The organism is Streptomyces sp. NPDC058375, from assembly GCF_042723425.1.
GTDB classification, from domain to species: Bacteria; Actinomycetota; Actinomycetes; order Streptomycetales; family Streptomycetaceae; genus Streptomyces; species Streptomyces durocortorensis.
Genome location: NZ_JBHXJG010000080.1, coordinates 1 through 12,812 on the forward strand (window position 1 = coordinate 1; position 12,812 = coordinate 12,812).

11 protein-coding genes and 1 pseudogene are annotated in these 12,812 nt (G+C 71.1%); 2 read left to right on the forward strand and 10 right to left on the reverse strand.

All coding sequences use genetic code 11. The features are described from left to right. Positions 1 to 156 precede the first annotated feature (156 nt). On the reverse strand, positions 157 to 708 hold the full coding sequence (locus ACFWM7_RS15655; protein WP_383260540.1) for a tellurite resistance TerB family protein: 552 nt from the start codon (positions 706 to 708) through the stop codon (positions 157 to 159). 147 nt (positions 709 to 855) lie between these two features. After that, entirely contained in the window at positions 856 to 1,512 is a 657-nt protein-coding gene (locus ACFWM7_RS15660; protein ID WP_383260543.1) for a DedA family protein, read from the reverse strand. Between the two features lie 1,092 nt (positions 1,513 to 2,604). Here ACFWM7_RS15660 and ACFWM7_RS15665 point away from each other — a divergent pair. Continuing rightward, positions 2,605 to 3,432: a methyltransferase domain-containing protein gene (locus tag ACFWM7_RS15665; protein WP_383260547.1), complete on the forward strand. Its 828-nt coding sequence runs from the start codon at positions 2,605 to 2,607 to the stop codon at positions 3,430 to 3,432. Positions 3,433 to 3,486: 54 nt separating this feature from the next. Here ACFWM7_RS15665 and ACFWM7_RS15670 read toward each other — a convergent pair whose 3' ends face one another. Next, positions 3,487 to 4,305, reverse strand: a complete 819-nt coding sequence (locus tag ACFWM7_RS15670) for an APH(3'') family aminoglycoside O-phosphotransferase (protein ID WP_383260549.1) — start codon at positions 4,303 to 4,305, stop codon at positions 3,487 to 3,489. A gap of 124 nt (positions 4,306 to 4,429) precedes the next feature. Between ACFWM7_RS15670 and ACFWM7_RS15675 the strand changes: the two genes are divergently transcribed. Further along, positions 4,430 to 5,056 (forward strand): class I SAM-dependent methyltransferase, encoded by a 627-nt coding sequence (locus tag ACFWM7_RS15675; protein WP_383260551.1) that lies wholly within the window; start codon positions 4,430 to 4,432, stop codon positions 5,054 to 5,056. A 59-nt stretch (positions 5,057 to 5,115) separates the two neighbouring features. Here ACFWM7_RS15675 and ACFWM7_RS15680 read toward each other — a convergent pair whose 3' ends face one another. The 7 genes and pseudogenes from ACFWM7_RS15680 to ACFWM7_RS15710 all read right to left on the reverse strand — a co-directional run bounded on the left by ACFWM7_RS15680 (position 5,116) and on the right by ACFWM7_RS15710 (position 12,717). Beyond that, on the reverse strand, positions 5,116 to 5,874 hold the full coding sequence (locus tag ACFWM7_RS15680) for a fibronectin type III-like domain-contianing protein (RefSeq protein ID WP_383260556.1): 759 nt from the start codon (positions 5,872 to 5,874) through the stop codon (positions 5,116 to 5,118). Between the two features lie 59 nt (positions 5,875 to 5,933). Beyond that, positions 5,934 to 6,179 (reverse strand): annotated as a pseudogene (locus ACFWM7_RS15685) (hypothetical protein); the annotation flags it as partial. A 278-nt stretch (positions 6,180 to 6,457) separates the two neighbouring features. Continuing rightward, positions 6,458 to 8,392: a cellulase family glycosylhydrolase gene (locus ACFWM7_RS15690; protein ID WP_383260558.1), complete on the reverse strand. Its 1,935-nt coding sequence runs from the start codon at positions 8,390 to 8,392 to the stop codon at positions 6,458 to 6,460. Positions 8,393 to 8,518: 126 nt separating this feature from the next. Then, entirely contained in the window at positions 8,519 to 9,520 is a 1,002-nt protein-coding gene (locus ACFWM7_RS15695; RefSeq protein ID WP_383260560.1) for a LacI family DNA-binding transcriptional regulator, read from the reverse strand. A gap of 98 nt (positions 9,521 to 9,618) precedes the next feature. Next, the gene (locus tag ACFWM7_RS15700) at positions 9,619 to 10,446 is read right to left on the reverse strand and encodes a carbohydrate ABC transporter permease (RefSeq protein ID WP_383260563.1); all 828 of its coding nucleotides are present in this window, start codon (positions 10,444 to 10,446) and stop codon (positions 9,619 to 9,621) included. Positions 10,447 to 10,459: 13 nt separating this feature from the next. Next, on the reverse strand, positions 10,460 to 11,395 hold the full coding sequence (locus ACFWM7_RS15705; protein WP_383260565.1) for a carbohydrate ABC transporter permease: 936 nt from the start codon (positions 11,393 to 11,395) through the stop codon (positions 10,460 to 10,462). Positions 11,396 to 11,427: 32 nt separating this feature from the next. Then, positions 11,428 to 12,717 carry an ABC transporter substrate-binding protein gene (locus ACFWM7_RS15710; protein WP_383260568.1) on the reverse strand — a complete coding sequence of 430 codons (1,290 nt, stop codon included), beginning with the start codon at positions 12,715 to 12,717 and terminating at the stop codon, positions 11,428 to 11,430. Positions 12,718 to 12,812: the final 95 nt, after the last annotated feature.

Below are 12,812 nucleotides of genomic sequence, written 5' to 3' on the forward strand. Positions count from 1 at the left end.
CCGTTGTACGGTGCGGGCCCCGGCCCGTACGGCATTCCGCCGCTCGGCCCGCGCAGCTCGCCCCGGCCCGTCAGCCTGCGTGGACCAGCGGCCGCGGACGACGCGCCCGGCCCCGGCGAACCGCTCGCGGAGCCCGCGCGGCGTCGGTGGCCAGGATCAGAGGCCGAACTCCTGCGGGGACACCCCGAGCGCCAGGCACGCCTCCCGCAGAACCTGCGCCTCGGCCGGGGCGATGTAGCCGTCCGCGCCGGCGATCACGAAGCCGGTCTGGACGACCGCCTTGGCCTCCACCGGCTTCTTCGCGGCCTTGGCGATCTCCTGCATGGCATCGGCCTTGCCCTGCTGGAAGTTGAACATCAACTGGTCGACGTGCTTGTTGAACCGCTGCCGCAGCTGCTCGGGTGGGAAGTTCTGCAGGACGTCGTTCTGCAGGATCAGCGACTCCACGTGCTGCCGCTCGGCGGGGTCGACGGACCCGTCGGCGGCCGCGACCAGGGCGCACATCGCCATGCTGGCATCCCGGTAGGCCCCGCTCTTGAGTTCGGTCTTGAGGGAGCCGAGCTGCGACTTGAGCAGCCCGACCAACTTCTCCTTCGAGCCGCCTGCGGATCCTGTTCCCGCCTGCCGCTGGCCGGCGACGCCCCTCGTGCCCTGCGACTGCTGCTGCAGCCCCTTGGCCTGGTCCTTGATGCGATCCCACATAGCCATGCGTGCCACCTTCGTCGATCGGATCGATGGTCCGCGCACCAAGCGCGGTTTCTTGCGTCTTTCCTCGTGTACTGCCCGGCGGAGGTCCTCGCCCGGTGCCCGATGAGCCGCCCGCGGCCAACGGGCCCGGGCGATCCGTCGGAACGGTCATACAAGGTCCTTCTGCCGGTCGCCCCGGCGGGAACGCACCCTGCGAACGACCGCCACGACCAGCCCCGCGACGACCAGCCCGAGCACCACCTTCGAGAGCACTCCGACGTAACGCTCCACGAGGTCCCACTGGTCACCCAGTAGATACCCGGCCATCACGAGGATGAAGTTCCATATGAAGCTGCCCAGAGTGGTGAAGAGTACGAAGGTCGGCAGATGCATCCGCTCGACGCCTGCCGGGACGCTGATGAGGCTTCGGAAAATCGGAATCATGCGGCCGAAGAAGATGGCCTTCATGCCGTGCTTGAGGAACCATTGTTCGGTCTTCTGCAGGTCGGACACCTTCACCAGGGGGAGTCGCTCCCACAGGGCGTACATGCGCTCCCGGCCGAAGAGGGCGCCGATCTGATAGAGGGCGACAGCGCCCACCACCGATCCCAGCGTCGTCCAGAACAGGGCGGAGAACAGGCTGATCACTCCCTGCCCCGCGGCAAAGCCCGTCAGCGGCAGAATGATCTCGCTCGGCAGCGGGGGGAAGAGATTCTCCAAGGCGATCGCCAGCCCGGCCCCGGGGCCGCCCATCGTGTCGACGAGGCTCGTCGCCCACCCGGCGATGCCGCTCGTCGGCTCCGAGGCGAGGGGGATGTGATGCATGTGCGTCTGCTCCAGGGCTGAGTCGGGGGCCGAGTTCGGGGTGCCGAGGGCGCTGCCCTGATCGGCGTCGTATTTTCGGGGTCCAGAAAGGGGTGCAGAAATTCGACAGGAAGAGGAGGAGAGGGGATACCGGGAAAGGTATCCGTTTCCTGCCGCGAGAATTGCTGCGGATCAATACGGAATGTTTATGCGGAAGGCGAGACGCGTCGGCACGTATTCACGCGGATGATTGGCGCCGTACGGTGTCGATCGGTCCGGGCGTCGGCGGACTACCGCGGACCTATCGGGTGGTTCGCTCAGCAGCGAAGGATCTGCACACGGGCAGGGCTTCGCGATCCTGGAGGCGAAGCGTGCTGCCGGGCGACGTCCGCCGCGCAGTCGTCAAGATCCGGTGACGAGGAGGGAACGCCTGCCTGAACAGGAGGCGACGCTGTCGTGCTGCCCGCCTTGTGGCGGTGCTGGAGCGTGACGTCACCGTCCACGCCCTCCAGCGGAGTGTCCGTCCCTGACTCGTGGATCACGGACACGGCTGCGGAATGAGCGGCCGCGTCGACGGTCTGCGGGGACTGAGTGGAGGTGCCGAGAGCGAACGCGGAAATCATCAGGAGCACGGCGATACCGGCGCAGAAGGCCAGCATCTCCCTGCAGCGCATTCCTACGCTCCTGTCCCGGTCGATTCGGCTCGCAGAACGAAGTGCCAAAGCCGCTCGGCGAATTGCCGCCGCAGGACTGCACTCTAACAGCCTCAACTGAAGCGAACCTGAAGCTCATATCGCCGTACGGCCCAGGCACCGCGCCCGCCGACGGCCGCCTGTCGGTGCCGCACGGGCGGCCACATCACCCACCACACCGTCGTACCGCCGAACCTCGGTCCACCGATCGGCCCCCGGCGCGGCGAGCCTCGGCCACGCGGACGAGCGCCGGTGAAGGATGGCCGGGGGCCCGGCCCAGGACGGGGCCGTCCCCGCACCGTCCCTGCCGCGTGGAGAGGCCCGCCATGGAACTGCTCGACGATCCGCCGACCCCCTCGCCCGGCGGCCGGGGGCCGCGACGGACCAGGGACGCCCGGTTCCGTGGCGTACGGGTGGAGGTGTGAACTCCGCCGCGCCGGGAAGCGTGCCGGGCGACGGCCGTTACGGTGAGGCCTTCTTCCGCCCCGACCGGGCGGGGGAGGCGGAACGCATCGACTTCGGTGCTCTCGCCTACGACGACATCACGATGGACCGGCTACGGGCGCTCGGAGCCGGCGCCGGATGGCACTGCCTCGACATCGGAGCCGGCACGGGCACGGTTTCCCGCCGGCTGCTGGGCGAGGCCGGGGTGGCGGGCGTGCTCGCCGTGGACCGCGACGTACGGTTCCTGAACGCGCGCCCCACCCCCGGCCTTCAGGTGCTGCGGGCCGACATCACCGCTCCCGACTTCGCCCCCGGCCGCTTCCGACTCGTCCACGCACGCTTCGTGCTGATGCATCTGCCCGAGCGGGACCGCCTGATCGGCAAGCTCGCCGAACTCCTCACGCCCGGCGGTGTGCTGGTGCTCAGCGACGCCGTCGATCTGACGAGCGAGCGGGCGCCGGCCACCCCGTACACCACGGTGATGCGGGCGATGTGGCAAGGGCTGCGTGCCACCATCGGCACCGACGTCTCGTGGGTTCCGTCGTACCCCCACCTCCTGCGCGGGGCGGGACTCGAACAGGTGGCGGCGGAGATCCACGTGCCGCCGCTGGTGCCCGGCAGTCCCATCAGCCGCTTCTGGGCCGACACCTGGCAGCGCAGCAGGCAGGCGATGCTCTCCACCGGCCTGGTCGACGACGCGGCGGTCGACGCGGCGGTGCGGTACCTGGAGAGCGACGCGTGCGCCGCGTTGTCGGCCGGCATGCTCACGTCCTGGGGGCGGAAGCCCGGAGGGCCCACGTGCTGACCGGCACGGGCCACCCGTATTCCGTGAGGCCGGGTGCCCCGCTCCTCGTCAACCTCACCCCCAGGTGAGCGGGTCGAGGTGGAGGTAGAAGCGCAGGCGCTCCTGATCCAGGGCGATGCCGTACCGCTCGGCGAACGCCCGGTCCGCGACCCGCGCCTGCTCCTCGTCCACCCAGGTCTCCCGCGCGTTGGCGAGCAGCAGCGCCGGATCGGCGTGACGGTCGGCCGCCCCGAGACGGCCCAGGTCGATGAAGCCCGACACCTCCAAGGTCCGTGGATCGAGGATGATGTTGGGCAGACACAGGTCTCCGTGGCAGACGACGGTGTCGGCCACCTCCTGGCCCCGTCGCCGGGAGATCTCCCCGGTGAGGCGGGCCAGCAACTCCGCAGCAGGCGTGAGTTGCTGTTCCACCGGCAGGAACTCCGGGTTCACCGCGCCCCGCGCCACCACGTCGCGCGCGACCTCGACCACGGCGTCCAGACCCCGGCGGTACGGACACGAGGACACGGGCACCTCGTGCAGCCGACGGACCGCGTCCGCGATGTGCTCCCAGGACGCGCGAAGGTCCTCAGCGCTCACCTGATCAGCGGATACGCCGGAGACGGCCCCGGTGACCAAGCAGGCGCCCGCATCACCGGCGTACCAGTCGAGGACCCGGGGGCCCGGCACGCCCTGCCCGCTCAGCCAGGCGATCCGCTCCCGCTCGGCCTTCAGACCGGCCGTATCCACTGCGGGCACACACTTGGCGTAACGGGTGGCGTCCCCACTGCGAAAGACAGAGGCTTCCGATTCCCCCGCGGTGACCGGCAGCCAGTCACCTCCCACGCCGAACAGCTTCGGTGACAGGACGTGAGGTCCGGAACGATCACTCATGGGGCATCACTAAGGACTGTCTCGGCCCCGTTCCTCGCGCGCGGCCGGCCGGACGGGACTCCGTCTGATCGGCTCGTCTATGCTCCCGCTGGGGGGGAGGCCGAACCGGAAGGCATGCTGAAACATGACAGGGCAACGCGACCGTTGGGCGGAACTGACCGGTGGACAGGCGGGGGAGGAGTACGCGCGGCGATTCGCCCGGCTCGCCGAATCGGGCCAGGACATCCACGGTGAAGCCACCTTCTGCACCACGCTGCTGAGGCCCGCCGCGCGGGTGCTCGACGCGGGGTGCGGCACCGGCCGGATCGCGATCCGGCTGGCGGAGCTGGGCCACCACTGCACCGGCGTGGACGTCGACTCCTCGATGCTGGCCGTCGCACGCCGCGAAGCACCCGCACAGGAGTGGCTCCTCGGCGACCTGGCCCGGCTGGACGCCCTCGCTCTGGACACGGACTTCGACCTGGTGCTCGCCGCCGGCAACGTCATCCCCCTGCTGGCCCCCGGCACCGGAGCGGCCGTCGTCGGGCAACTGGCCGCCGTACTGCGCCCCGGCGGTCTCCTGGTCACGGGCATGGGACTGGACGCGGCCCACCTGCCACTGGCGGAAGCACCGGTGACCCTCACCGAGTTCGACGACTGGTGCACCCGGGCCGGACTGACCTTGGGGCAGCGTTACGCGACCTGGAGCGGCGCCCCGTACACCGACGGCGGCGGCTACGCGGTCAGTGTGCACACCCGCCCCGCCACGTGAATCCGCGGCCGTCCACGGGCCGGGCAGCCTGAGCCGCTGCTTCTGCTGCTGCTTCTGCCTCAAAGATCAGGACCCCCGGCTCCGGGCAGCCCGCCCGGCGTCGCAGCCCTCACGGTGAGCCGCACGCCCTGCGCACGGTCCGAGGAAGGACCCGCTTCGATCGCGAACTCCCCGGGCTCCACCAACCGTTCCCCCGAGCGCGAGACCGACGCCCACACCCTCGCGTCGAGCGTGAGGGAGACCTCCGCCCGCTCCCCGGGCGCCAGAGCGACCCGGTCGAACCCGCGCAGTTCCCGTACCCGGGGCCACGACGACCCACCGAGCACCCGGCGTACGTAGAGCTGGACAAGGACCGCCTCGTCGACCAGCCCGCCCTCGACGGCCTCGGCCAGTCGCGGAAAGCAGCCGTCCCACAGGCTCAGATCGGTGCCCGCCGCCAGCGCCATCGCCCCGGCGGCCCCCGCCCGGACCCCGGCCAGGGCGACCTCCAGGTGGATCTCGTGCAGCTCACGGAGACCCAGCTCCGTCGCCGCGCTGTTGCGGCCGCCGACCGTGGCCCCCTGCCCCGCGAAGTGCTTGAGCACGACCGCCGCCCGGTCCGGCCCGATCCGCTCGCCCGGCGGCCCCTGCACCCCGCGTACCAGCGCCTCGGTGAACCGGGCCGCCAGATACGGATCCTCGCCGAAACACTCCTTGGCCCGCCCCCAGCGCGGATCCCGCACCAGATCCAGCGCCGACACCAGGGCCACACGCCCGCCCCGCGAACGCAGCTGCGCCGCCGCGAGCCCGGCCGCCTCCTCGTACAGCTCGGGATTCATGTCGCGCCGACCGCCAGGTTGACCGGCAACAGGGTGCCGTCCAGCGCCTGGAGCCCGTGCGGCATCTCCTCCACCAACAGGACCGGGATGCCCAGGCGGGTCTGCTCCACGACATGGCGCTGGACGGCGTCGGACACCCGCGCACCCTCCGCCGCCCCGATGCCCGTCTCCGCCGTAACCCCCGACCAGGGGAACTTCTCCGGCTGGGCGGCGGGGAGGTCGATCTTGTTGAGCACCGGGACGATGGTGAGGTCGTTCTCCATCGCGAGATAGAGGTTGGCCAGCGTCTGGCGTCCGCGCGCTGCGACCCGTACAGCGCCCCCATCCCGTCGTACGCGGCCACCTCGGCGCGGAACGCGTCGGTGAGCCGATGGCCGGTCGCCGTCCGCTCGTACGCGGTCCAGCCGTACATCCGCTGGTTGACCTGCCCCACCTTCTCGGTCAGCGTCATCCGGCCCAGCAGATCCCGCACCCGGGCGGCGACGGGCGCGGCGGGGTCGCGGTAGAGGGCGTCGGTCATGGCACGGATCTCCTCGGCCGGAAGCAGGGCAGGACGGTCGTGCGGCGGGAACGGCCGGGCCGGTCAGCGCAGTTCGAGGACACGCACCCCGTACGGGGCGATCACCACCTCCCGCGCCGGCCCACCGCCCTCCAGCTCGCGCAGTTCACCGTCCGCCACGGGCCGCACGGTCACCTCCGCGTCGGACTGGCTCACCAGCCACACGTACCGCGTCCCGTCCTCGTGGACGACGGTGTCGGCGGCGACGTACGGGCTGTCCACCGTCACCGGCCGCGCCGCCCCGGCGACCTCGGCGAGCGCCGCGTACAGCCGGTGCGTCTGCTCGGGGTTGGCCCGCGCCGTGCGGGCGGCCATGTGCTCCATCGGGTAGGTCGCGAGCACGGTGTGGCCCTCGCCCGTCTCATGGCACAGCAGCGCCGGCCGTCCGTGCGCGTCCGTCGCCACGACCCGCGCGCCCGCCGGAACCACCGGGAGGTAGGCGCGGCTGTCCTCGTTCCCGGCGACCGGGAAGACCAGCGTCTCGCCCGCCGCGATGGAACCGAAGTCCTCGGCGAACGTCATCTCCAGGACATCGTCCTCGATCGGCTCCGCGACCCCGTAGGAGAGCTGGAGCTCGACCCCGAACAGACCGTCCAGGTCGTCGAACCACGGGCCGCGCGTCCCCGGGTGCTCGCCCGAGCAGAACGACAGGTAGACCGTCGCCCCCGCGCGGGCCCGCCGCTCCAGAGCCCGCCGGGTGCGGGTCGTCAGCTGACGGGTCGAGGGCAGCAGGTACAGCGCGGCGTCGTCCGGCAGCCCGTCGGCCTCCCGGGCGAACGCCACGGGCAGATCCGCGCCGCGCGCCGCCACGTACCCCTGATGCAGGGAGGTGAAGATCAGCGGCCGGTCGGCGGGCCGGCTGTAGGGGTAGCCGCGCTCCAGGAACGCGGGCACCACCAGCGCGGCCTCGGCGTCGGTGCGGCGGCACCGGGCGAAGTCCACCCGCTTCAACACCTCGGCGAAGGAGGCCAGTTCGCGCAGCGGCTCCTTGGGGCGGCCGGTGCTGTCGGTGATCCCGAAGTGCATCTCGAAGGGGTGGTGGTCGTACGGGGACTGGTCCCACAGGTCGTCGTAGTCCGTGTTGTTCCAGGCGATCCAGCCGGTGGCCCCGCCGAGCAGCGAATTGTGCAGGGTCTGCCGGTAGAAGATCCCCGCGTTCGCCGCCGAGACCGTGTCCGTGGAGAGCCCGAACTCCTCCAGCACGACCGGCTGCCCGGTCACCGCCGCGAGTTCGCACTCGAACGCGGCCCGGTAGTGCTGGCGCGGCCGGTCCGTGTCCGACCGGTAGACGTGCGGTCCCACGAAGTCCACGTACTCCGCGGTGTCCCGCAGCGAGAAGCCGTTGTCGCGGCCCGTCACCTCGATGCCCCACGCCCCGTCGCCGAGCGAGACGGGCTGCGTCCCGCCCGCCGCGCGCACCGCGTCGCACATGAACTGCGCCCAGGCGGTCACCGCATCGCTGGAGGGCGGGTCCACCTGGTAGATACGCCCGTAGCCCGGCATCTCGTTGGTGATCAGCCAGCCCGTCACCGCGGGGTGGTCCTTGAACCTGCGAGTCATCTGGGAGACGAACCAGGCCTGCCGCCCGACGAGCCACACGTCCTCGTACAGGTCACGGCCCCCGCGCCAGACCGGATCCCAGTTCTCGCCGGACATGTGGCCGACGATGAACGTCGGCACCGTCCCCATCCCCGCCTCCGTGTGGGCGTCGAGGAAGTCCCGGAACCGGTCGCACAGCTCCTCGTCGATCCGGCCGGGCTCCGGATGGAAGTCCGGCCAGTAGAAGAACGACCGGGTCATCGTCAGCCCGTGGCCCCGCAGGACGGCCAGCTCCTCGCGCACGGTCTTCGGCTCGTAGTTCCGCCACATCAGCGGACCGCCGGTGCGGGACCAGAAGTTGGCGCCGAGCCAGGGGAGCACGGTGTGGTCATGGGTGAGTTGGGCGCTGTGGCGTCGCATGGTCCTTCTCCGGCGTTCTTCGGTGTACGGGGGCGGTCGGCCGCGTTCGCGGGAGGCGGGCCGATCAGGAGGTGGTGCGGGGCGAGCGGGCGGCCCGCGTGCGGGGCGAGGTGAACGGTCCATGGATCAGGGAACGGCAGGCGCGGGGCCGGTCGACTCCCGTACGACCAGGCGCGGCCGTCCCTCCAGCAGCGCGGCGGGCACGTCCTCGCCGCACCGGGCGAGCAGCGTCAGCGCGGCGGCCGCGCCGACCCGCTGGACCTGCTGGTCCACGCTGCTGAGGCGCGGGTGCAGCCAGCGGCCCAGGGGGAGGTTGTCGTACCCCACCACCGACACGTCCGCGGGTACCCGCAGCCCGGCGCGCTGGGCCGCACCCGTCCCGCAGACGGCCATGGAGTCGTTGGGAAAGACCAGGGCGGTCGGCCGGTCCGGCAGCGCGAGCAGCTCCTCGGTGACCGCGACGGCGGCCTCCTCGGTGAAGTCGGTGTGCCGGACGGCGGCGGGCCGCAGACCCGCCTCCGCCAGGGCCTGTTCGAACGCCGCCCGCCGCGCCCCGGTGTGCACCAGTTCGGCCGGGCCCGCGACGTACGCGATACGCCGGTGGCCCAGCTCCAGCAGATGGGCGACCGCCTCACGGACGCCCGCGCCCTGCTGCCCGAGCCCTACCCCGGGCACCGGGCCTGCGGGATCCGGTGAGCCGAGCAGTACGGCCGGCAGCCCGAGGCCCTGGAGGAGCCCGGGGCGGGGGTCGTCCGACCGGGCCTCGGTCAGCACCGCACCGTCGATCCTGCCCTCGGCGACGAGCCGTTCGTACAGTGCGCTCTCCTCGGCCATGCCCGGCACCAGATGCAGCAGCAGACCGTAGCCCCGGGGGGCGAGCTCGCCCTCCAGACCGGTGATCAGCTCGCTGAAGTGGGGGTCGGCGCCGAGCACGTCCGCGGGGCGGCGGACGACGAGGGCGATCGTCCGGGTCCTGGCCCGGCGCAGCGCGGTCGCCGACGCGCTGGGCGACCAGCCCAGCTCGGCCGCCGCCGCCAGGACCCGGCGGCGGGTCGCTTCCGAGATCCGCCCCGTGCCGTTGACCGCCTGGGACACCGTGGCCGTGGAGACCCCGGCCGCCGCGGCCACCGCCTTGATGGTCGGCCGGCCCGCGCCCGCGGACCCCCCTTCAACCGGGCCGAGGGCGGGTCCCCCCGGCCGGTCCTCAAGATCCTCAAGACGTTCCTTCACATCTTCACCGCCCCGCTGACGAGTGCCTGTTGCATGCGCTTCTGCAGCACGGTGTAGACCGCCCAGACCGGGACCAGCGTCAGCACCGTACCGGCGGTCAGGATGCCGTAGTCGGTGCCGGTCAGGGACTTGAGGGTGGGCAGCGCCACCTGCACGGTGCGCTGCTCCGGGTCCGGCCCGATGATGACGAGCGAGTAGAGGTACTCGTTCCAGAACGTCAGGAAGTTCAGCAGCAGGATCGTCGCGATCCCCGGCATGCACATCGGGGTGTACACATGCCGCAGCACGCCGAAGGTGGACGCCCCGTCGATCCGCGCGGCCTCCTCCATCTCGCGCGGGATCGTCCGCATGAACTGCACCAGGATCACCACCGACAGCGGCATCGCCGTCGCGGGCAGGAACAGCACCATGAAGGCCCGGGTGTGGAACAGCCCGGTCGCGGCGGCCAGCAGGAACGTGGGGAAGAGCGCGGCGAACGTCGGCACCAGGAAGCCGAGCGAGAACACCCGCTCCACGAACGCCCCCAGCCTCCCCTCCGTACGGGCGATGGCGAACGCCGCCGGAATGGCCAGGCCCAGGGTGAGCGCCAGCGCCAGCGCGGTCACCAGGACCGAGTTGACGACGGCCGGACCGAGGTCGGCGGAGGAGAACGCCTCGGTGAAGTTGTGCGCGGACAGCGAGGTCGGCAGCGCGAACGGGCTCCCGAAGATCTGGTCGTTCGTCTTGAACGCCGAGACCAGCAGATAGTAAAGAGGGACGACGAGCAGCGCCGCGTACAGCGAGGCGAGGACATGGGCCGGCAGCCAGGACTTCTGGAACTTCATGGAACCGCTCCGATCAGTAGTTCTGGCGGAAGACGCGACGGATGGTCAGCAGCCCGGCCAGACCGACCAGGAACAGGAACACGCCCACCGTCTGGCTGTAGCCGAGGTCGGCCGCGATGAACGCCTTCTGGTACACGAGGAAGGACAGGGTCGTCGACGAGGAGCCCGGCCCGCCCTGGGTCAGCAGCAGCACGTTCTGCGCCGAACCGAACAGGGTCCACAGGAACTGCAGCATCGTCACCACACCCACGAAGTCCCGGATCACGGGGAAGTGGATGCGCCACATGGCCCGCCAGTGCCCCGCCCCGTCGAGCTGCGCGGCCTCCCCGATCTCGTCCGGCACACTCCCCAGCCGCGCCGCGAACAGCACAACCGTGAACCCGATGCCGCTCCACACGTCGAGGACGATCAGACAGGCCAGCGCGGTCGACGGCGAGGCCAGCCAGGCGTCGGCCAGCGTCCCCAGGCCCACCTTGTCCAGCGCGCCGTTGAACAGGCCGTCCGGGGAGAGGACCGCGTAGAACACCATCGCCTTGGCGGGGGTGGAGATCAGGCCCGGGATGAAGAGGAGGTAGCGCAGGACGCGGTGCCCCGGGGGCCGTTGGGCGACGAAGTACCCCAGCATGTACGCGCCGACGATCATCAGGGGCAGCGCGACGACGAGCTGGACGGCGGTGTTGGTCACCGCGTCCATGAAGACCGGATCGGCGAGGACGGTGCGGACGTTGCCGAGACCGGCGAAGGACACCGGCTGCAGCATGCCGGGCCAGTGCAGCGCGGCGATCACGAAGATGGCGACCAGCGGGCCGACCATGAAGACGAGGTACCAGACCAGCGCCGGCACGGCGAGGATCACCCCGCCCTGCTTGCGGCGCGGGGGAGGGGAGGGAGTGGAGGGTGCTTTCCGGGCGACCGAGGCGCCGCCCGGGGCGGACGAGAGCAACGTCATGAGGGACTCGCTAAGGGCTCGGGCGCGCGGGATCAGTCCGTGCGGTAGGCGGATTCGAGGGCGGAGCGCACGGCGGCGGCGCTCGTCCCCCGGGTGAACGCGGTGCTGGTCGCGGTGATCAGCGGTTGGGTGGCCGTCGGGGGGACGTACAGATCCGGCAGCAGCACCAGCCCGACCCGGCCCCCGAGCCGCTGGGCCTTGGCCACCAGCGGAAAGTCCTTGCTGACGGTGTCCGTCACCAGGGCCATGTCCCGCCCGCTCTCGGTGATGAAGCGCGAGACCACCTCGGGCCGGTACATGAACCGCAGGAACTTCTCGACCGAGGAGATCTTCCTGACCCCGTTCGGGCTGATCCAGAAACCGATGAGGGTGTACGAACGCAGAATCGTGGGCTTCTCGTGGGCCGCCCCCGGGGCCAGCGGCCAGCCGCCGATCTCGGTGCGGCCCGCGGTCCTCGCCGGAACCTTCGCCAGCGCGGAGGACATCGCCGACTGGATGGCCGCGGCCTCGGTGTTGTACTGCGTGGTCATGGTGTCCGAGGTCAGCCCCTGCGCCTTGTCGGCGAAGACACCGGCGTCCCGCAGCTCGACGAAGTAGTCGATGCCCTCGCGGACGCCCCGGCTGCCGCTGAAGTCGCCGCTCGCGTAGACCTTCCGCGCTTCGTCCGGGGTCAGGAAGGTCTGGATGATCTGGGCCAGCAGCTTCTGCCCGGTCCAGTCGTTGCCGCCGACAGTGACGGGGGCGATGCCCTTGCTGCGCAACTTCCGTGCGGCGCCGATGAGGTGGTCTCCGGTGGTGGGCACGGAGCCGACCCCGGCGCGCTCCAGCAGGGTCGTGTTGTAGGCGACGGGCCAGTTGGTGGCGAAGTACGGGAAGGCGCGGAGCCGGCCCTTGCCGTCGGTCCATTCCTCCAGCGCGGCGGGCAGCACCCGCTCGCGCAGCCCCCAGTCGTCGAGGTACCCCTTCACGTCGACGGTCGCACCGACCTCGGTCCAGGCCAGCGTCTTGTCGTACAGGTTGACCATGACGACGTCCGGCTCCTTGCGGGCCAGCCGGGAGGTCTCGTAGACCTGGGGAAGGTCGTCGCCGTTGACGAGGTTCTTGACCCGGAGCCCGGGGTGTTCCGCGTGGAACTCCTCGACCACGGCCTTGTAGGTGGGGGAGCCCGGGGCGGTGGTGCCGAGCTGGGTGTGGACGATCAGGGTGCCCGGGTCGGAGTCGGCCGAGGCGAACGGGGAACAGCCGGACAGGGCGGGGAGTGCGGCGGCGGCGAGGCCGGAACCTGTAGCGAGGAAGCCGCGCCGGCTCAGGGATGAGCGCACAGCGAGATGTCTCCAACCGGGACGGTGACGACGTTTGGTTAATCGATATACCTGCGGGTTGCGAGAAACCTAAGGACACATTCCGCTTCGGTCAA

What these genes read in the sequence shown, in the direction of transcription:
- ACFWM7_RS15705 (WP_383260565.1), bottom strand. Translation starts at nt 11,395, where the DNA reads ATGACGTTGCTCTCGTCCGCCCCGGGCGGCGCCTCGGTCGCCCGGAAA.
- ACFWM7_RS15675 (WP_383260551.1), top strand. Translation starts at nt 4,430, where the DNA reads ATGACAGGGCAACGCGACCGTTGGGCGGAACTGACCGGTGGACAGGCG.
- ACFWM7_RS15690 (WP_383260558.1), bottom strand. Translation starts at nt 8,392, where the DNA reads ATGCGACGCCACAGCGCCCAACTCACCCATGACCACACCGTGCTCCCC.
- ACFWM7_RS15660 (WP_383260543.1), bottom strand. Translation starts at nt 1,512, where the DNA reads ATGCATCACATCCCCCTCGCCTCGGAGCCGACGAGCGGCATCGCCGGG.
- ACFWM7_RS15680 (WP_383260556.1), bottom strand. Translation starts at nt 5,874, where the DNA reads ATGAATCCCGAGCTGTACGAGGAGGCGGCCGGGCTCGCGGCGGCGCAG.
- ACFWM7_RS15700 (WP_383260563.1), bottom strand. Translation starts at nt 10,446, where the DNA reads ATGAAGTTCCAGAAGTCCTGGCTGCCGGCCCATGTCCTCGCCTCGCTG.
- ACFWM7_RS15655 (WP_383260540.1), bottom strand. Translation starts at nt 708, where the DNA reads ATGGCTATGTGGGATCGCATCAAGGACCAGGCCAAGGGGCTGCAGCAG.
- ACFWM7_RS15670 (WP_383260549.1), bottom strand. Translation starts at nt 4,305, where the DNA reads ATGAGTGATCGTTCCGGACCTCACGTCCTGTCACCGAAGCTGTTCGGC.